General features: G+C 64.6%; 15 protein-coding genes. 3 read left to right on the top strand and 12 right to left on the bottom strand.

The window, feature by feature from the left end; translation table 11 throughout:
- Positions 1-215 precede the first annotated feature (215 nt).
- Complete coding sequence (locus QF038_RS18675) at positions 216-1268, bottom strand: beta-propeller fold lactonase family protein (RefSeq protein WP_307612125.1); 1053 nt, start codon at positions 1266-1268, stop codon at positions 216-218.
- 205 nt (positions 1269-1473) lie between these two features.
- Here QF038_RS18675 and QF038_RS18670 point away from each other — a divergent pair, with 205 nt between their 5' ends.
- The gene (locus QF038_RS18670; RefSeq protein ID WP_307612123.1) at positions 1474-2295 is read left to right on the top strand and encodes a putative protein N(5)-glutamine methyltransferase; all 822 of its coding nucleotides are present in this window, start codon (positions 1474-1476) and stop codon (positions 2293-2295) included.
- A gap of 61 nt (positions 2296-2356) precedes the next feature.
- Here QF038_RS18670 and QF038_RS18665 read toward each other — a convergent pair whose 3' ends face one another.
- The 8 genes from QF038_RS18665 to QF038_RS18630 all read right to left on the bottom strand — a co-directional run bounded on the left by QF038_RS18665 (position 2357) and on the right by QF038_RS18630 (position 12309).
- Positions 2357-4585: a DUF222 domain-containing protein gene (locus QF038_RS18665; protein ID WP_307612121.1), complete on the bottom strand. Its 2229-nt coding sequence runs from the start codon at positions 4583-4585 to the stop codon at positions 2357-2359.
- Positions 4586-4884: 299 nt separating this feature from the next.
- On the bottom strand, positions 4885-5370 hold the full coding sequence (locus QF038_RS18660; protein WP_307612119.1) for a hypothetical protein: 486 nt from the start codon (positions 5368-5370) through the stop codon (positions 4885-4887).
- A gap of 120 nt (positions 5371-5490) precedes the next feature.
- The gene (locus QF038_RS18655; protein WP_091423653.1) at positions 5491-5757 is read right to left on the bottom strand and encodes a GlsB/YeaQ/YmgE family stress response membrane protein; all 267 of its coding nucleotides are present in this window, start codon (positions 5755-5757) and stop codon (positions 5491-5493) included.
- 133 nt (positions 5758-5890) lie between these two features.
- A complete protein-coding gene (locus tag QF038_RS18650) occupies positions 5891-6724 on the bottom strand; it encodes an aldo/keto reductase (protein WP_307612117.1) in 834 nt (277 codons plus the stop codon).
- 29 nt (positions 6725-6753) lie between these two features.
- On the bottom strand, positions 6754-9306 hold the full coding sequence (locus QF038_RS18645; RefSeq protein ID WP_307612116.1) for a rhamnogalacturonan lyase: 2553 nt from the start codon (positions 9304-9306) through the stop codon (positions 6754-6756).
- 161 nt (positions 9307-9467) lie between these two features.
- Positions 9468-10496, bottom strand: coding sequence for an SDR family oxidoreductase (locus tag QF038_RS18640; RefSeq protein ID WP_307612114.1), 1029 nt, complete (start codon positions 10494-10496; stop codon positions 9468-9470).
- Positions 10490-11461: an aldo/keto reductase gene (locus tag QF038_RS18635; RefSeq protein ID WP_307612112.1), complete on the bottom strand. Its 972-nt coding sequence runs from the start codon at positions 11459-11461 to the stop codon at positions 10490-10492. The genes QF038_RS18640 and QF038_RS18635 overlap by 7 nt, the downstream gene beginning before the upstream one ends.
- A gap of 26 nt (positions 11462-11487) precedes the next feature.
- A complete protein-coding gene (locus tag QF038_RS18630) occupies positions 11488-12309 on the bottom strand; it encodes an aldo/keto reductase (protein ID WP_307612110.1) in 822 nt (273 codons plus the stop codon).
- Positions 12310-12524: 215 nt separating this feature from the next.
- Here QF038_RS18630 and QF038_RS18625 point away from each other — a divergent pair, with 215 nt between their 5' ends.
- A complete protein-coding gene (locus QF038_RS18625; RefSeq protein WP_307612108.1) occupies positions 12525-13436 on the top strand; it encodes a helix-turn-helix domain-containing protein in 912 nt (303 codons plus the stop codon).
- Positions 13437-13555: 119 nt separating this feature from the next.
- Positions 13556-13771 (top strand): hypothetical protein, encoded by a 216-nt coding sequence (locus QF038_RS18620; RefSeq protein ID WP_307612105.1) that lies wholly within the window; start codon positions 13556-13558, stop codon positions 13769-13771.
- A gap of 84 nt (positions 13772-13855) precedes the next feature.
- Here QF038_RS18620 and QF038_RS18615 read toward each other — a convergent pair whose 3' ends face one another.
- The 3 genes from QF038_RS18615 to QF038_RS18605 all read right to left on the bottom strand — a co-directional run bounded on the left by QF038_RS18615 (position 13856) and on the right by QF038_RS18605 (position 17645).
- A complete protein-coding gene (locus QF038_RS18615) occupies positions 13856-14068 on the bottom strand; it encodes a dodecin (protein WP_307612103.1) in 213 nt (70 codons plus the stop codon).
- Positions 14069-14152: 84 nt separating this feature from the next.
- Positions 14153-15607 carry a pectinesterase family protein gene (locus tag QF038_RS18610; RefSeq protein ID WP_307612101.1) on the bottom strand — a complete coding sequence of 485 codons (1455 nt, stop codon included), beginning with the start codon at positions 15605-15607 and terminating at the stop codon, positions 14153-14155.
- A 19-nt stretch (positions 15608-15626) separates the two neighbouring features.
- Positions 15627-17645, bottom strand: coding sequence for a pectinesterase family protein (locus QF038_RS18605; protein WP_307612099.1), 2019 nt, complete (start codon positions 17643-17645; stop codon positions 15627-15629).
- Positions 17646-17760: the final 115 nt, after the last annotated feature.

Genomic DNA, 17760 nt, shown 5'->3' with positions numbered 1-17760 from the left:
CGGAATTTCAAGGAAGAGACCTTTCCTGGTAGCTGCGCTGCTGTACAGGCTTGCCGGGGCAAGGGATTTGGCATGAGACCGACGGGTCAACAAGGCCGGCTTGACCTGTGAACCACGTCACAACTGTAAGCGCTTGCACCGAATAACTCCAGCGTTTAGGAAAAGCCTCGGCACCTGTTCTTTGATGTTGGCGGGCGGGATCTTGTCTGCTGGCCTTATAGTCCTGGAGAAGGCACGAGGGCAGTGGGTGACGGGGTTTGCAGATCGTGGATCAAGGGACCGGGGAGACCGCTGGCTGGGTTCAGCTCGAATGTGGCGATGTTGTCCGACCGTTCGTGAGCAACATGGAGCCATTTACCTCTCACGATGTGGTGGCGCGGCCAATTCCCTCCGCTGGGGAAGTCCTGGACGGGCAGCAGCTCCGTCCCTTCGGCAGCGACGTCCAGCACGCTTACCAGGTTGGAACCACGGACGCCCACGTATGCGTGCTTTCCCTGCCCGTCGAGGCAGATCTCCGCTGCGGAGTCATCCAACTTGCTGCCGCCGGAGGTCGCCGGGCCCCGGAAAACGAGTTCAAATGTCCCTGCCTCAGGCCGGACCACAAAAACCTCGATGGAGTATTCGGAAACCACAAAGACGTTGCCGCTGGCGTGCTGAACCAGGTGGCGGGGTCCGCAGCCGAAGGGGAGCGCGACCTCGTGGTCTGCTTCCAGCCCTGATCCCGGCAGGTAGTTCCAGATGCGGAGGGTGTCGTGACCGAGGTCGGTTGTCATGATCCGGCCGTCCTGCAACATGAGGCTGGCGTGGGCGCGGCTCTGCCGGGGCTCACCCGGGGTCTGGGCGGAGTGTGGATCCGCTGAAGCGGGCGCGGGAAATCGGGCCGTGATGCCGCCGTCGGAATCCAGTTCGTAGAGAAGTACTTGACCGTCGCCCCAGCACGTGGCGGTGAGGAAGCGCCCCTGGGGGTCCACTGCCACGTGGCAGGTCGCTTCTCCGGCGGGTTGCGGGTCGCCCAGGGGCTCAAGCCTGAACTCGCCTGTTCGCCGGAAGGCCTGCACCATTTTGCGCTGCTCGGCCACCGAGTACACCACGGGCAGCTCGGGGTGGACAGCAACGAACGACGGCGAATCCGCCTTGGTTGCCGTGCCCAGCCATTCCAACGTCCCGTCCGGGTGGGCGGACAAGGCTCCGATCCCTTCTGCGCGGCCGCCGCCGTCGGGGGTGTAGGCGCCGGTCCAGATGATGGGGTGATGGGCGGGGGAAGTCATGGCTCCATCCTGCCAACAAAGTGACCGCATTCAAGGGAACTACGGTTTAGCATTGGATTTCAGCCATGGCAAAAGGAGGTGAGGCCCATTCCTGCTTCAACAGTTTCGGGTGCTCCCTTCGTGTGCCGCCCGGGCCGCTACGGCCAGTTCGGATAGGCCGCTGGAAGACACGCGAGTGCCTGCAGGCCCACCGAAAGGCGTTCCCATGCCGCGTCCGGCATTACCTGCTCGTCCCCTTTTTGCCGACATTGTCACCGTGCTGAGGTCGGCGGGTTGCGTTTTCGCCGAAGAAGAAGCTCAGCTGCTGTTGTCCGGGACGCCCGACCGCGATGAGCTCGCCGAATGGATTGGCCGCCGTGTTTCCGGTGAGCCGCTTGAATACATTCTTGGCTGGGCGGGTTTCAGCGGACTGCGCATTGCCGTTGAGCCAGGTGTCTTTGTCCCGCGCCGGCGCACCGAACTGCTTGTTTCTGAGGCCGTGGCCCTGCTGAAGCAACGCCTCGCTATGGGTGGGGAGGCTGGCGTTGTAATCGATCTTTGTTGTGGATCCGGAGCTGTTGGTATTGCGGTTGCCTCCCAGGTGCCGGTGAAGGAACTTCATGCCGCCGACATTGACTCCGTTGCGGTGGCGTGCGCACGCCGCAACCTTGCGCCGGTAGGCGGGCAGGTTCATCAAGGGGATCTTTACGCCGCGCTTCCCTCCCGGTTCAGGGGACAGGTGCAGCTCATTGTAGTGAATGCTCCATACGTGCCCACGGACGTGCTGCCGACCATGCCGCCCGAGGCCAGGATCTACGAGCCGAGGATCTCGCTCGACGGCGGCCCGGACGGCTTGAGCCTCCACCGCCGGATCATCGGCGAAGCCTCGGAGTGGTTGGATTCCACCGGTCTTCTCGCCATTGAAACCAGTGAGCGCCAGGCAGCAGGAACTGCCTCCGTCATGGCCGCGGCGGGTCTGGCCGCGGGGACTGTCCACTCTGAGGAGCTGGATGGAACTGTAGTGGTTGGCACTTTCCGCTCCCAGTAGTGCACCGCTTTCGGCGCCTCTTTTGTTGCCGCTCGGAGGACCGCGGGTTCCTCCGCGTGGTTTATTCGCGGGGTGGTGGGGGTGGTTTGAAGTAGGTGTTTTGTTGGGGTTTTTGGTGGGGGTCGAGGTGTTTTGGGGGTGTGAACCAGGGGGTGTTGTTGGTGGTGGTGATGGTCCATTGTTCTTTGTGGATGAGGTGGTGGTGGCCGCTGCAGAGGAGGACTCCGTTGTCGATGTTGGTGGGGCCGCCGTGGGACCAGTAGGTGATGTGGTGGGCTTCGCACCAGGGGGCGGGGATGGTGCAGTTGGGGAAGGCGCAGCCTTGGTCGCGGGTGGTGAGGGCGGTGCGTTGGGCTGGGGTGAAGAGCCGGGTTTTGCGGCCGAGGTCCAGGAGTTCGCCGTGGGTGCCGAGGAGTGCGGGGATGATGTCGGCGTCGCAGGCGATTTTTCGCAGGGTGGCGGCGGCGACGGGCCCGGTGAAGACAAAGTTCCCCGTGCCGGTGCCTGTCGTGGTGTCCGTGCTGGTCGGGGCGTTGGTGCCGGGACCTGGCGGGGTGCTGGCCGGGGCGTTGGTGCCGGTGCTTGTTTCTGTGCCTGTGGGGGTGTTGGTGGCGCTGGTGTGGTGGGGGAGGAGGTCTTGGTAGTTGATGGTGGCGATGATTTGGGGGCGGTTGCCGCCTGTGGTGGGCAGGGCTTCGGTGGCCAGGGCTGTTTTGGCGGCGCTGACGAGTCCGTCGAGTTGTTTTTGCGGGCGGGTGCGGCGGTCCAGGTCCGGGCCGGCGTTGGTCTCGTTCCAAACCCCGTCCTGGTCTGATCCGTGCTGACTGGCGTGCTCCTGGCTGCCCGTTGTGCCGGTGCCATCAACCTTGGTTTCCGTGGTCGCTGCCAGGGCGGCACCGGTCGCTGAGGCGGCTGCCGTGAGTGTGCCGTGCATGGGTGTGGTGGTGCGGCGGTTGGTGGCGGTGTTCATGACGGTGAGGAGGTGTTCGTATTGGTCGGTGGTGGCGAAGATTTCGAGGTGGTGCAGGCCGTGGCGGGGTTTGCGGATGAAGGCGCCTTGGGTGTGGCGGAGGGCTTCTTCGCTGGGTTCGGTGCCGTCGGCGTCGATGGTGTCGGCCCAGCGGCGGGCGACGCGGGCCAAGAAGTCCGGGTCCGCTGTGGCCGCGGTGGTGGTGAGGTTTTCTTCGATCAGGGCCAGTTTCTCGGGTGTGGTGAGGTGCTGGAGCCGGTTCAGGGTCAGGGCGATGATCGTCCCTGCCCGGGACGAGACCGCCGGGCAGGCAGCGGCTGTGCCCTGCACTCCGTCGTCGATGCCCATGGTGTCCTCGCTGCCGGGGCCAGTGCTGTCCTCGGTGCTGGTGCTGGCTTCGGTGTTGGAGGTCCCAGTTCTGGTGTTGGTGGGTGTGGGGGTGAGGGCGGCGGCGAGGTGCTGGCGGGCTGCGGGGACGGTGTCGCCGGTGAGGGTGGTGGCGGGCAGGATGTCTTTTGCCAGGGCCAGGCGGCGGTTGGCTTCGCTTTTGCCAATCCGCAAGAGGAGCCGGAGGGACTCTGCGGCATTGGCGCAACCGTCATCGGCCGGTGAGGTGAGGCGTGCTGCTGGTTGGCCGGGCCAGCTGGTGTCTGTTTCGTTCAGGGCTTTGACTTCGTTGAGGGTCTCGACGCCATTGTCCCAGCCGGTGACCCAGCCCTTGCCGGTGCCGGGGCCGGTGCGGGTGCGGGAGCGGCCTGCGCGGGCGGCGTCCGCGGCGGCGATGGCCTGGGTGCGGGTCCGGTCCACGGTCCCGGCAGACAGGATCTGCAGGTACTCCACCGACCGGGAAATTTCCTCCACGTCGCTGGCGTATTTGGCGGCTTCAACATAGCTGGCCCCGGCAAGTACCGACGGTGCGGCAGCAGCAGCCTGGGCCACGAGCCTGCCGAGCTCCGCCAGACCCAACGGCTCCCCAACAAGCAGGGAATCTGCCGGAGCCGGCCCTGTCGCCGTCCCGGTGAGTGCTGAAGCAGCCTCCGCGGGTCCGGTCGGTGCGGAGTCAGTCTCCGCTGGCGCGGCCGGTTCGCCATCAGCCGGCGTGGGCTCGGTGGGTACAGCGTGGAGGGGCCAGCCGGGACTAAGCGGGGCGCCGTCGTCGTAGTCAGCGTGTGCATAAGGACTGGAAGCGGTGAAGGAACCGGAGCCGACCGCTGTGGGATCGTCAAAGCCCGAAGGGGCAGCAGGGGTAGTAACCCCGGCCCGTTCGAGCACCACGACGTTACCGTCGTACTGCTCTGGCCGTTCCCCAATGGCTTCCATAGGTCAACTCTGCCAAAGGGCACTGACAAAAGTGGCTGCAACGGATGCTATGTGGAAAACTCCGGGGCGAACGGCAACTGCAGCATTTTTGAGCCCAAGTTGCAGACCAGTGAAGATGCCAGTTGAAGGGGCCAGGCAGTCAAAACTCCCGCCAGCTGAAAACACCAGTCGGGTTAAACGCCGCCGGCCGCCGCGTCCCCCAAGGATCGCGACGGCCAGCAAAACCATCTAGTTGTAGCACATGAGCGTGGCTGGCCACTTGTCACAGGGGATATGCCTAGTCATGAGCAGTCGGATACCTACGCTTTGGACTGCCCTTCGCCGCTGGAGGTATCCAGGTTGAGCGTCTCCGGGTGCGTGCTGTGCGCAGGGATATGGCTGTCATCAAGGCCCTCGGCCGAGGCCGGAGTGCTTGCTGCAGAGGCCGTGCCAGTGGTGCCGGCGGTACCCGACGTGCCAAGCCCGCTTGAAGTGCCGGCAGGAGCACCTGCTGAGGTGCCGCCGTCGGACGTTGAAGGCTTGCCGTTGCCGGAAGAGCCGTCGCGGTGCATTGCAGAACCGATCACGGTGCCTGCACGGCGGGCCGCTTCTGTGAGCTGATCCGCGACTTCGGGGGCCTTTTCCTTGATGGCCTCGGTAGCGACCGTCACCTTGTCCTGGACAGGCTTGCTGTCCCAGATACCGGCAGCCCGCGCCTTCAGCTTGTCGTAGGCGGCCCGGCCCGACCGGGATCCGAGAACGTACCCGGTGGCGATTCCGATACCCAAAAGAAGTTTGTTTTTCATGATGAACTCCTGCTCCGTGAGAAGGTTTTCAGTTCCGGCCCAGGAAACCCAGAAGCCGGGAAAGGGAAAACCGGCCCAGGGATGATGTCCCCAGGCCGGTTTCCCTGGCTTGCGCTCCGCTTAGCGGCGCGCGCCGCGGTTCGTGACCAGGCCGTAGACCAGCAGCACGATGAGTGCGCCGCCGATGGCCAGCAGCCACGTCTGCAGGGAGAAGAACTCCTGCAGTCCGCTGCCGAAGATCATTCCGCCGATCCAACCGCCGAGGAGTGCTCCAACGACGCCCAGGACGAGCGTGACGAGCCAGCCGCCACCCTGCCTGCCCGGAAGGATCGCCTTAGCGATCGCACCAGCAATAAGTCCGAGAATCAGAAATGCAATAAATCCCATTTTTCGTTCCTCTTCCTAAGTAAAGGAGGCCTCCGGATCCCGGAAGCACTTCATCCTTCTGCCTCAATAGTAATCATGCTTACTATCTGTTTGCCAACCCCGAAGATAACAAAAAGCGCAGTTCAGGCCTTTTTCAGTGCCCCGTCACGTCGGAATCATTGCCTGCCCCCGGACCCTCGTCGAGGATGGCCAATTCCGCGAGATCCTGCGGATCCAGGGCGAAATCAAAGATGTCCAGGTTCTCCCCCATCCGCTCCGGATTTGCTGTTTTCGGAATCGTTACAAGTCCGTGCTGAATATGCCAGCGCAGGACCAGTTGACCGGGCGTTTTTCCATGTTTTTCGGCCAGTTGGGACAGGATGGGAGCATCAAGCAGGCTGGCCCCGGATCCACCCAGCGGGCTGTAAGACTCCGTGATGATGCCATGCTTTTCGTGGAACTCCCGCTCCGCGGCCCGGGTAATAGCCGGGCTGAGCTGGATCTGGTTCACCGCCGGCACCACCTCCGTTTCGGCCATGAGCCGCTCGAGGTGGGCCCGCTTGAAGTTGGAAACGCCGATGGAACGCACCTTGCCCTCCGCCTGCAACCGCTCAAAGGTCTTCCACGTGGACACATATTCATCGCGCTGGGGGAGCGGCCAGTGGATCAGGAGAAGATCAACATAGTCGAGCCCCAGCCGCTCCAGCGCACCGTCCAGCCCCTCAACGGCGCGGTCGTTGCCCTGGTACTGGCCGTCCAGCTTGGTGGTGATGAACAGGTCCCCGCGGTCCACACCGCTGGCCCGGACACCGTTCCCGACGCCGCGCTCGTTGCCGTATTTCGCGGCAGTATCGATGTGCCGGTACCCGGTTTCCAGGGCTTGTACGACGGCGGTGGCCGCCTGATCGTCGTCCAGCGGCCAGGTGCCAAGGCCCAGTTGGGGGATGGAGTTACCGTCGTTGAGTTTGATCAGCGGTGCAAGTGTCATTGCAACAGTCTCTCCCCTATCCGGCCGTCCTACCCCTCGAAGGCCCGCAGAATATTTTCTGCGTTGTACGTCAGGGATACGCGGGCGGTGTCGGACACCTTGTCAGGGCCCTTCTGCTGGCCGAGGAAATCCACGAAACGCTTCAGCGCCTGTGCTGCCTTGCCGGCATCGCCGTCTTCCACTGCTTTCGCTGCCTGCTGCACGCTGGCAGCCAGCTGGCTGCCCACAGGCCCCGCCACGTCTCCAGACTCCACCAGGTCCTCCAGCACATGCTGCAGTGCCTTCACGCTGCCGGGCAGCCAGGCCGCGCGCAGGGGAACATTGCCGAAATCCATGTCCGAGGCGAAGTAGAAGTCCGTGTAGGCGGGCTGGTTGTAGGCGGTGTTCTGCCGGGCAACCTCTGCGCGGTACTGGGGGTCATGCATCAGCGTGTAGAGCTTGTGGTTGGTTACCTCGGTGCTGAGGTACATCCGCAGCGCGGAGCTGTCCGCCGTCCGCACCAGCAGTTCCTCGCGCCAGTCGCCCACTACATCCGCCACCAGGCTTGGTGTGCCCTTGGTGCCGTTGTTGGTACGGGTGTCCGTTGCGGTGAGGAGCCTGCCGCGCTTCCAGTCATCGATGGTGGGCGTCTGGTCCCCGGCGCCGTTGACAATTTGCGTGGTCATGTCCGCAGCCCATTTGATGCTCATGTTGGTGCCCGGAGTGGACGTGGAAAGCTTGTCGCCGTCGGCGGACTGCATGCCGATGGCCCAGTTCTCAATGCCGGGAACGGTGGGATCCACGTCACCGATCATGCCGCGGCCGGTGTCCTTGCCGGAGTAGGCACCGAAGAGGACGTCACCGGTGGCGGCGTCACGCATGGCGTAGCCGTAGGGCGCGTAGGTGGCACCTTCGTGGACGGTGAAAATTTCCTTGCCGGGACGGGCCGGGTCGATGTCGGTGACGTGCATGGCGTCGCCGTGGCCCAGGCGCGCCTCTTCGCCGGGTACGGCGCTGCCGGCCGGCAGGGTGTCGAACGAGCTGTACAGCAGGGACCCGTCGTCGTCGATTGTGGCCGAGCCGTAGACGATCTCCTGCTTGCCGTCGCCGTCCACATCAGAGGCGCTCAAAGAATGGAAGCCCTGGGTTGTGAACTTGCCGAGCTCGGGATCGGTGCCGTCGCGGCCGTGCGGGGAATCGTTGAACGGGTTGGTCATGGGCGTCCAGCCTGAATCCACATTCCACACGGGCGCGAGATCTGACCCGTCCCAGGTGTAGGCGGCGAGCGTGCTGCGCGTGTAGTAGCCTCGGGCGAAAACCGCGGCCGGCTTCTTGCCGTCCAGGTAGGCGACCCCGGCCAGGAAGCGGTCCACGCGGTTGCCCGGCTCGATGCGGGCCATGGCGTAGTCGCCCCACATGAGTCCGTCGTCGTGCCGGCCCGGCTCGTAGGCAACCGTCTTCAGCTCCTTGCCCGTGGCACCCTCGAACACGGTGAGGTACTCGGGGCCGGAGACGATGAAGCCTTCGAAGGCGCGCAGGTTGTTGCGGGCGCTGCGGGACGGGGCATAGACGTCCATGAAGTAGTCAGTCAAGGCCTCGGCGTCTGCCTGGGACAGCGGGTACTGGTACTTCTTCGAGATACCGAACGCTTCCTCGAGCGTGGCGGGCCAGTGTCCGGCCTTGACTTCGGGGTGCTCGGTCCAGCCCTGGAACGTCTTGACCATGTGCTGGTAGTAGTCTGCGGCGCTCATCCGGTAGTCATCCGAGTTTGAGTAGCCGGCGTTGATGTCCTGCTGCAGCAGTGAAATGAAGTTCTCTGAGGCGACACTGCCGTCGGCGTTGAAGTTGGTGCTCTTGGTCCCGGGGGCGGTTTTCATCATCATCTCGGCCCGGCCGTCGCCGTCGAAATCGTTGACCAGCAACTGGGTATAGTGCGCGCCGGAGCGGATGTTGACGCCCAGGTCGATCCGGTGGAGCAGGGTGCCGTCAGCTTTGTAGGTGTCCACGTAGGTGTTGCCGGTGTAGCCCACCTGCGAGACGTCCTTGGAGTTGTTCGGGTCCCATTTGACGACGAACTCGTACTGGCCGTCGCCGTCCACGTCGCCGATGGAGGCATCGTTGGCGGCGTACGTGTAGGCCTGGCCGGCGGGCGTGACGCCGTCGGCCGGCTTCTTCAGCGGAATGTCCTTGAAGTTGCCGCCCCAGGACGTGGCGGTGGCGCTGCGGTCCAGTTCAACGCCGCCGACGACGGCACGCACCTGGTACTCGGACGTTGCGGTTCCGGCCGTGTCCTGGAAATTGGTGCTGTCCGTGACGGTTGCCAGCTTCTGGCCGTCCCGGTAGACATTGAAGTCCGTGCCGGTGACGCCCGTGGCGGAGGAGCCGGTGGCTTCGTGGCCGAGCAGGCGCCAGCTGAGGAACACTCCTTCTGATGTCTTGGCGGCCACCAGGCCGCGGTCCAGGTGGTCCAGCTGGATGCCGGGCGTGCCTGGCTTGGGAGAGGGGCCGACGGCGGAGGCCGGGGCTGTGAGGCAGCCGAACGTGAGGGCAATTCCGACGGCGGCGACGGACAGGACGCGCGCGGGGGTACGGCTCGGATTCATCAGTGAATCCTTTCAAATCTCGGATGGGAAAACGCTTCCCCAGTAACCTAGTGTGAGGTGTACGAAGAAAACAAGCCCTTGCGGGACAACGCAAAAGACGGTATTTAGAACGTTGTAGAAATGACTGGCGGGACTCGCGACCCGGCGGGGCTCCGGGCAGCTCAGGCTCCGCCGCGGGCCCAGCCGGTCAACCGGTCGCTAAGGTCCATAAATTTCCGGTCCACCACCTGGAGATCAGGGTTGGCGTCGTACCAGTCCACGATCTCCTGCGCGCCGTCAGCAAAGGGGATGGTTGCGCAGTAGTCGGGCACCAGGGATTTGATTTTGGTGTTGTCGAAAATGACCGAGTGGGAGCGGTCGCCCAGCAGGTTCGGGCCCAGCTCGTCGCTGTGGGCGGCGATGGTCTCCGAGGCGACGTGGACCAGTTCCGGTTCCGGAACCCCTGCCGCCCGGGCGAACAGCTGGTAGATCTGGTTCCAGGGCAGGTACTCGTCCGAGGTGATGGTGTAGCTTTCGCCCACTGCCTGCGGGCGTCCCAGCAGCCCCACGAACGCCTTGGCGAAGTCCCGGCTGTGGGTCAGTGTCCAGAGCGAGGTGCCGTCGCCATGCACCATGACCGGCAGTCCGGCACGCATTCGGTGGATGTCCGTCCAGCCGCCCACCATGGCGATCTTGGTGCGGTCATAGGTGTGGGACGGCCGAATCACCGTGAGCGGAAAGTCCTGCTCGCGATAGGCCTGGAAGAGCAGCTCCTCGCAGGCGATCTTGTCCCGCGAATACTGCCAGAACGGATTCTTGAGCGGCGTGGACTCCCTGATCGGCAACCGGGTTGGCGGCTTCTGGTAGGCGGATGCGGAACTGATGAAAACGTACTGTCTGGTGCGGCCGGCGAACAGGTCCAGGCTGGCCTTGGCTTGCTCAGGGGTGTAAGTGATGAAGTCCGCAACGGCGTCGAACTCCCGGCCCGCCAAGGACTCCCGGACCGCTGAAGCGTCGCGGACGTCCGCGGACAGGGTCTCCACCCCTTCCGGGACCGGCCTGGTGGACTGGCCCCGGTTGAGGATTGTCAGCCGGTGGCCCAGCGCGGCGGCGCGTTGTGCCGCCGCCGCGCTGATGACCCCGGTGCCGCCAATGAAAAGGATGCTTTTCGGCGCCACAGTATAGGCCTCGTGAACGAGTGGGTTCACCACGCGTAGTCTTCCGGCGCCGTCTTGTGCCCGGGGAAGATGTCATCGAGCCGCTTGAGGGCATCGGCGTCGAGAGTGACGTCCAGGGCCCGGATTGCGGTGTCGAGCTGTTCCTGGGTCCGCGGCCCCACAATGGGTGCGGTGACGGCGGGCTGGTGCAGCAGCCAGGCGAGGGCGATGTCGCCGGGTTCCTGGCCCAGCTCGTCGGCAAAATCCTCGTACTGCTGGATCTGGTCCCGGTGCTTCTTGAGCGTTTCGGCGGCGCGCCCCTCGCTCCGCCGGACGCCCTGCTGCTCCTTCTTCAGGACGCCGCCCAGCAGTCCGCCCTGGAGTGGGGACCAGGGGATGAGTCCCAGTCCGTACTGCTGGGCGGCCGGGATGACCTCGAGCTCAACCTGCCGCATGAACAGGTTGTAGATGGATTGCTCGCTGACAAGTCCGGTGTAGTTCCGCCGCCGGGCAGCTTCCTGGGCCTGGGCGATGTGCCACCCCGCGAAGTTGCTGCTCCCGGAGTACAGGATCTTCCCCTGTTGCACGGCGACCTCGATGGCCTGCCAGATCTCGTCCCAGGGTGTGTCCCGGTCGATGTGGTGGAACTGGTAGATGTCGATGTAGTCCGTCTGCAGGCGCTTCAGGCTCGCATCCAGGGCGCGGCGGATGTTCAGCGCGGACAGCTTTGATTCGTTGGGCCGGTCCGTCATGGTTCCGTAAAGCTTGGTAGCCAGGACGGTGTGCTCGCGGCGCTCGCCGCCCTTGGCGAACCAGCGGCCGATGATTTCTTCGGTCCAGCCACGGTGCCCGGCGCCGCCGTACACGTTGGCGGTATCGAAGAAGTTGATGCCGTTCCCGTGCGCGGAGTCCATGATGCTGTGGGCATTGGCCTCCTCGGTCTGCGGCCCAAAGTTCATGGTGCCCAGGCAGAGCCGGGAGACCTTCAGGCCTGAGCGGCCAAGGTGGGTGTACTGCATGGTTGGATCCTTTGGGTTGAGTGCTGCTACAGCTGGGTGAAGGAGGCGACGGCGGGATCGGAGCCAAGGCGTGCTCCGGACTCCAGGGCGGTGATCGCCGCGATCTCCTCGCTGGAAAGGGTGAGGCCTGAGGCGGCGAAGTTTTCCCGGATCCGGGAGGCCTGGCTGGACTTCGGGATCACAATGTTCCCGGCGGCCAGGTGCCAGGCGAGGACCACCTGGGCGGTGGTGGCGTTGTGGGCATTGGCGATGCTGGTCACGGCATTGCCGTTCAGGTCCGCGCCCCGGCCCAGGGGACTGTAAGCCTCGACGGCGATGCCCAGGTTCCTGCACTTGTCCGCCAATTCCGCCTGCTGGTAGCTGGGGTGGAGTTCGATCTGGTTGACGGCCGGAGTGATCTCTGCGGACTCCAGCAGCTTGTCCAGGTGTTCGGCGAGGAAGTTGGATACCCCAATGGCACGGATCTCGTTGTTTTCGTACAACCGCTCCATTTCCTTCCAGGCCTGAACATACAGCCCTTGGGACGGGACCGGCCAGTGGATAAGGTACAGGTCCACGTAATCCAGGCCGAGGGCTTTGCGGCTGTTCTGGAATGCCGCCTGCGCCCGGTCCTGTTCGCCGTTCCGAAGTTTGGTGGTGATGAAGATGTCATCGCGCGGGATACCGGCGGCCGCGATGGCAGCCCCTACGCCTGCTTCGTTGCGGTAGGCGGCGGCTGTATCGATGTGGCGGTACCCCGCTTCGAGGGCGTCCTCGACGGCCCGCTGGGTGTCTTCCGGCGGCACCTGGAAAACACCGAAACCAAGTTGGGGGACGGTGATGCCGTTGTTCAGTGTCAGCTCTGACATAGGGGCTCCTTGAAAGATTCTGGGTGGGTGCCGTGGACTCGACCATGAGAAAGCGGTTTCCGCCTGGCTCGCTATTGAGCCTATGCACTTTTAGCCGCCATGTCAGTAAGCAAGGCTGATCTTGTTTTTCCTAGGACTGCCAGTCCTACCTTCGTTGTGGAAAGCGGGTGGCCGGCGGTAGAACCTGGTGGACTGCGCGGGTCACAATGGTCTGCATGGGTCAAAGCGCCGAGTTCGGAAAATTCCTCAAAGCCATGCGGTCCCGGCTGAGCCCGGAGGACATCGGTGCGGGGACCGCATCCGGTGCCCGGAGGGTGCCGGGACTGCGGCGCGAGGAGGTGGCCCGGCTGGCGGGAGTCAGCACGGACTACTACGTCCGCCTGGAGCAAGGCCGGAACATCCACCCTTCACGCACGGTACTGGACGCCGTGTCCCGGGCACTCCGGCTCAGCAGCAGCGAGCACGCGCACATGATGGACCTGCTGGAGAACTGCGCCGCGGCACCGCGGGCGGGCGGGCAACCGGCGCAGGCCGTCCGCCCTGCGCTGCGCCATCTGCTGGAAGCTGTGGGCGGCGTGGGGGCCATGGTGCTGGGGCGCCGCAGCGATGTACTGGCCGGGAACCGGCTGGCCTTCCTGCTCTTCACGGAGTTCCCGGCGCTGCCGGCGGCGGAAAGGAATCTCACCCGCTGGCTCATTCTCGACCCCGCCGCCCGGGACCTGTTCCGCGACTGGAAGGCGGTGGCCGCAGAGGCCGCAGGAGCGCTCCGCCTCGATGTTGGCCGGCACCCGAATGACCCGCAGGCCAACCAGCTGGTGGGTGAACTGGCGGTCAACAGCGAACACTTCCGGCAATGGTGGGCGGGCCACCGCGTGGCCAGCCGGTCCGCCGGGACAGTACGCCTGCACCACCCCGCTGTCGGGGACCTCGAACTGAACTTTGAAAGCCTCGTCCTCCCGGACGATCCCGACCAGACGCTTCGGATCTATTCCGCCCGGCCCGGCTCGCCGTCGTCGGATGCCCTCGCCTTGCTGGGCAGCCTTGGAGCCGACGCCGACGCCGGCAACGGGCAGCCGCAGTTTCCGACGGCGGAGGCTCCGGCCGCCGTTGTGGAAACCGGCGAGTAAAACGTCGCTGTACATTTGGCCAGCTCCGCACGCTGATTCTGGCCAGGAGCCCATTGGGAAGCTGTTGCCGCCTTCCTAGGCTGGAAGCACGAACTGCTTACCCAAGGATGGTCTCAACGATGAAACGCATCGCACTGCTCAAGGAACGCCAGGCCTCGCCCGCCGGCACTCCCTCCACCGCCACCGGCTCACACTGCCCCGTGTCCGGTCTCTGGAGCCCCGACCACGATCCGCACACCGTGCTGTCCTTCTTCGAAGGCCACGTGTTTCCAGCGTTCGACGGCGTCCCCACCGTGTGGCGGCGGCGGACAGCGGGCACTGTCTCGGCTAACTAGGTCCTGCTTAACCCCAACTGACCCGCAGATAACGTCCGTGTTTCGGGTTTCGCGACGTTTACTGCGGGTCAGTTGTCTTCGAAATTACTGTTCTTCGAGCCGGAAGCCGAGCTTGATGGTCACCTGCCAGTCAGCGATCTTGCCGTCTTCCAGGTGCCCCCGGATTTCTTTCACTTCGAACCAGTCAAGGTTGCGCAGTGTCTGGGAGGCCTTGGCGATACCGTTGCGGACGGCGTCGTCCACTCCCTGATCCGACGTGCCGACAATTTCAGAAATGCTGTACGTGTGGTTGGACAACTTCGCTCCTCGTGATTGCCTTGGGGCTCCCGGTTGCGGGCCGTTCTTGAAGACTAGTAGCAGTTCAAGAACGTTGGCCAGCCCTTATCCAGATGTTCCGTTGAGAACCGTGACGTTGGAGTAGGACACGTTACTGCCGGTGGTGCGCAGGACGTTGCCGCCCTGCGGGGTGTCCGATGTGACCGTCAGGTCCTTGACTGTGGTTTGGTCAGCGGCCACGAGCAGGGTGACGCCCTCGCTGTTGGTCAGCACCACGTCGGCGGCATTTCCGGTGGCCCCCGCCAAGGTGACGTTGCGCCTGTCGCCCCAAATCACGGCGGGCTCTCGGTAGGTGCCTGGCTGGACCAGCACCGTAACCGGACCGGCGTTGTTGGAAGGGATCGCCCCCACGGCCGCCCGGATGCTTGCGTAATCCCCGCTGCCGTCCAGGGCCACGGTGATGACGCGTGCGGCCGCGGGTGCCGTCCCGCCCAGCGGACCGCCGAAGCTGCGGACGAGTGACGGCACAGCCGGTGTTGGCGCGAGCTCGTAGGAATACGCCGCCGATGGATCAAAGGCGGGCCCGCGTTCCTGGCCGGTGTTGCCGGTGCATGCTTCAAAGATGTTGTCCCGCGCCACCAGTTCACCGCCCGTCCCCTGGTGATGGAGCGGGTTCCGGACGTCCCGGAAGTAGTTGCCCTCCACCACCAGCAGGGCCGCGTTGCGCCCCAGCATCCCGTAGCTGGAGATGTCCTCCAGGTAGTTGTTGTAAACATGGGACGCCGCGGTGTTGTCCAGGCTGGCGTTGCGCTGGTGGGTGTTCCGGATCCAGTTGTGGTGCAGGGTGAGCCGGGTGACCACGTTGGAGGTCCATCCTTCGCCCAGCGCCTTGTTGTGATCTGAGAAAACGTTCCAGGACAGGGTGACGTTGTCGCAGTCCTTCCGGATGTCCACCAGGCCGTCGCCCAGCCGGGTGAAGTGCATGTGGTCCACCCAGACGTGCGTGGAGGTGTCCATCTGGATCCCGTCCCGGTCATTATCGGGGCGTTTTCCCTCGAAATCACCCGGGATGTAGGAATCCCGCACGGTGAAGTTCCGGAACACCACGTTGGAGACGTACACCAGTTTGAACCCGGCATTCACCACTGCAGTTCCAACGCCAGCCCCCAGGAAGGACTTGTTGGATGTCACCGTCAGCTTTTCATAATGAGGGAAGGCCAGTTCGCCGTGCAGGATCACCACCAGCGGGTCAGGGCTCTTGGCATAGGTGCGGAGCTGGTCCGGGGTAAATGCGTGGACCAGAGCCCCTCCTGTCCCGCCGGTAGCGCCTTCGCGGCCATGGGCTGCGACGCCGGCATAGCCCGTCGGTGCTCCGGCCCAGGCGTTACCGCCAAGAGCCTGGCCCACTGGAAGCCCGGCTTCGGCAAAGCCGTTGGAGCCGACGGCGGCGTCCAGTCCCACGGGCCCCCCGGCCCTGGCTGCCGGGCCCAGCAGGCCGGACGCGACCACAGCGCCACCTGCCAGGCCCGCCGCAAGGAGGCTCCGCCGTCGGACGCTCATTCCCGATGCTTCAGCCATCTCAACCACGTCCCGCCGGGGTCCAGTCGCCGAGGAAGGTTTCCACGGTGAACTTGGCGGACCCTTCCGGGCTGAGATGCGGGTGGAATTCATTGACGTAAGCGCCCGGGCCGGTGTTGTTGAATTCGGCAAACCTGCCCTCGGTCCAGGCATGCCCGCTCATGTCGGCCCAGCCGCGGACCGCGATGTGGCTGCCCAGGACGGAGTCCCGGATGACGGCCATCGGGTGGGCGTCCGGATCGCTGCTGGCGAACCAGGGGCGCCCGAGGCTGACGGTGCCCGGGGCGGCATCGGAGGTCAGGGTGCTGTTGGCGATCAGGATGCCGTACGGGTTGGAGTTCTTGGTGCTCGGGGCCACGATGTAGCCGTTGTTGGTGTCGCTGCCGCGGTCCAGGGAATGGATGGTGCAGCTGTCCAGGACCGCCGTTCCCCGGCCGTAAATGAAGTCCACGTCGCCCTCGATATAGCAGTTCCTGAGATAGGTGCGGGCAGTGGCGTCGCGGCCGGTGGTGTCCGCCAGGTAGGTGTCCTGGTTGCCCAGGAAGCGGGTGCCGTCGAACGTTACCCGGTCCGCCACAGTCCGAACGGCGAGCGCCTGGCTTCCTCCGTTGGCGGCCTCGTCATAAGCGTTTTCCACGGTGAGGTTCCGGATGGTGGTGCCCTCGGCGAGGACGTTAAGGGTGGCGCTGCCGCCCGCGCCCCAGGTGCCGCCAAAGAACTTCGCGCCGTTGGCCGGCAGGTCGTAGCTGATGACGACGTCGGCCGGGTTGGCTGTTGCGCCCTGCAGGGTCAGGTTCGGACGGTCCGCCCAGATGTTCACCGATTCCCGGTAGGTGCCGGGTTTGACGGTGATGGTGCGGGGGAGGGTGCTGCCGCTGGGGATGGAGCCGATCGCGGCCTGCAGGCTGCCAAAGTCGCCGGTTCCATCAAGGGCAACGGTGATGTTGGTGGTGTTGTTTGGGGCGTTGTTCTCCCGCGGGCCTGCGCCGGCGGCAACAATTTCCGGTACGCGGCCAGCGTCATCTTTTTGGTAGCTGTAGTTCTGCGATGGGTCAAAGGCGGTCCCCACGCTGTCCTTGCGGCCGCGGGTGCCGTTGAAGACGTTGTCCCGGTTGACCACCTCGGTGGCAGGATCCTTGGCCACAATCGGGTCCTGGACGGCGCTGAAGCTGTTGGCTTCCAGGACCACCTTGGCGGCATTGCGGCCCATCATGCCGTACTGGCCGATGTCCTGCAGGTAGTTGTTGTAGACGTGCGCTGCAGCGGTGTTGTCGAGGCTGAAGTTCCGCTGTGTGGTGTTGCGTATCCAGTTGTGGTGGATGGTCATACGGGTTACGGCGTTGGCTGTCCAGCCCACGCCCAGGGCCTTGTTGTTGTCCGCGAACACGTTCCAGGAGTAGGTGACCAGGTCCGAGTCCTTGCGGGTGTCGATCAGGCCGTCGCCCATTCGCTGGATCTTCATGTGGTCCACCCAGACGTGGTGCGTGGTGTCGATCTGGATGCCGTCGCGGTCGTTTTGCGGGGTTTTGCCGTCCCAGTCGCCTGGAATATAGGCGTCGCGGATGGTGAAGTTCCGGAAGATGACGTTGGAGGTGTTGATGAGCTTGAAGCCGGCGTTCACCACCTCCGCGCCCGCGCCGGTGCCGATGAAGCTCTTGTTCGCGGCCACCGGGATCTTGATGTAATCCGTGGCTTTCAGGCTGCCGCTGATGAAGATGACCAGCGGTTCGGGCGCCGCGGCAAAGTCCTGTAGCTCCTGGATGGTGGACGCGGTGACAATCCGCCCCGACTGCCCGCCGGTGGTTCCGGCCAGGCCGTAGCCGGGCAGCGCAGCGAAGCCGTCCGGGGTCTGCTTCCACATCGCCTCCGTGGCGGCGTCAGCGGCCGGTGCGGGAGTTGCGGGGATGGCACCTGGTTGTTGCAGGGTATTGGGCGGGGCAGCGGTGGCGGCTGGAACCGCCGTCAGGCTTCCCAGGAGGGCGACGGCGGTGGCCGCGCCGAGAAGGCGTCGCAAACTCATACAAAAACTCCTTTGTTTTTGTGCGCGGGCAGCCTCCGGCCCGGGCACGTTCAATGAGGGATGGTTGATGTGCTGATGATGCGTGCGGAGATGGTTCCCGGTCTGTGGTTCAGTC

Source organism: Pseudarthrobacter sp. W1I19 (assembly GCF_030817835.1).
Classification (GTDB): domain Bacteria; phylum Actinomycetota; class Actinomycetes; order Actinomycetales; family Micrococcaceae; genus Arthrobacter.
The sequence above is the reverse complement of the archived record's forward strand: the minus strand, read 5'-3'. Positions and strand labels throughout refer to the sequence as shown.

Excerpts from the sequence above, each read along its gene's own strand:
- QF038_RS18630 (WP_307612110.1), bottom strand. The coding sequence starts at position 12,309 with ATGTCAGAGCTGACACTGAACAACGGCATCACCGTCCCCCAACTTGGT.
- QF038_RS18610 (WP_307612101.1), bottom strand. The coding sequence starts at position 15,607 with ATGAGCGTCCGACGGCGGAGCCTCCTTGCGGCGGGCCTGGCAGGTGGC.
- QF038_RS18670 (WP_307612123.1), top strand. The coding sequence starts at position 1,474 with ATGCCGCGTCCGGCATTACCTGCTCGTCCCCTTTTTGCCGACATTGTC.
- QF038_RS18625 (WP_307612108.1), top strand. The coding sequence starts at position 12,525 with ATGGGTCAAAGCGCCGAGTTCGGAAAATTCCTCAAAGCCATGCGGTCC.
- QF038_RS18660 (WP_307612119.1), bottom strand. The coding sequence starts at position 5,370 with ATGAAAAACAAACTTCTTTTGGGTATCGGAATCGCCACCGGGTACGTT.
- QF038_RS18605 (WP_307612099.1), bottom strand. The coding sequence starts at position 17,645 with ATGAGTTTGCGACGCCTTCTCGGCGCGGCCACCGCCGTCGCCCTCCTG.
- QF038_RS18650 (WP_307612117.1), bottom strand. The coding sequence starts at position 6,724 with ATGACACTTGCACCGCTGATCAAACTCAACGACGGTAACTCCATCCCC.
- QF038_RS18620 (WP_307612105.1), top strand. The coding sequence starts at position 13,556 with ATGAAACGCATCGCACTGCTCAAGGAACGCCAGGCCTCGCCCGCCGGC.
- QF038_RS18655 (WP_091423653.1), bottom strand. The coding sequence starts at position 5,757 with ATGGGATTTATTGCATTTCTGATTCTCGGACTTATTGCTGGTGCGATC.
- QF038_RS18675 (WP_307612125.1), bottom strand. The coding sequence starts at position 1,268 with ATGACTTCCCCCGCCCATCACCCCATCATCTGGACCGGCGCCTACACC.
- QF038_RS18635 (WP_307612112.1), bottom strand. The coding sequence starts at position 11,461 with ATGCAGTACACCCACCTTGGCCGCTCAGGCCTGAAGGTCTCCCGGCTC.
- QF038_RS18645 (WP_307612116.1), bottom strand. The coding sequence starts at position 9,306 with ATGAATCCGAGCCGTACCCCCGCGCGCGTCCTGTCCGTCGCCGCCGTC.
- QF038_RS18665 (WP_307612121.1), bottom strand. The coding sequence starts at position 4,585 with ATGGAAGCCATTGGGGAACGGCCAGAGCAGTACGACGGTAACGTCGTG.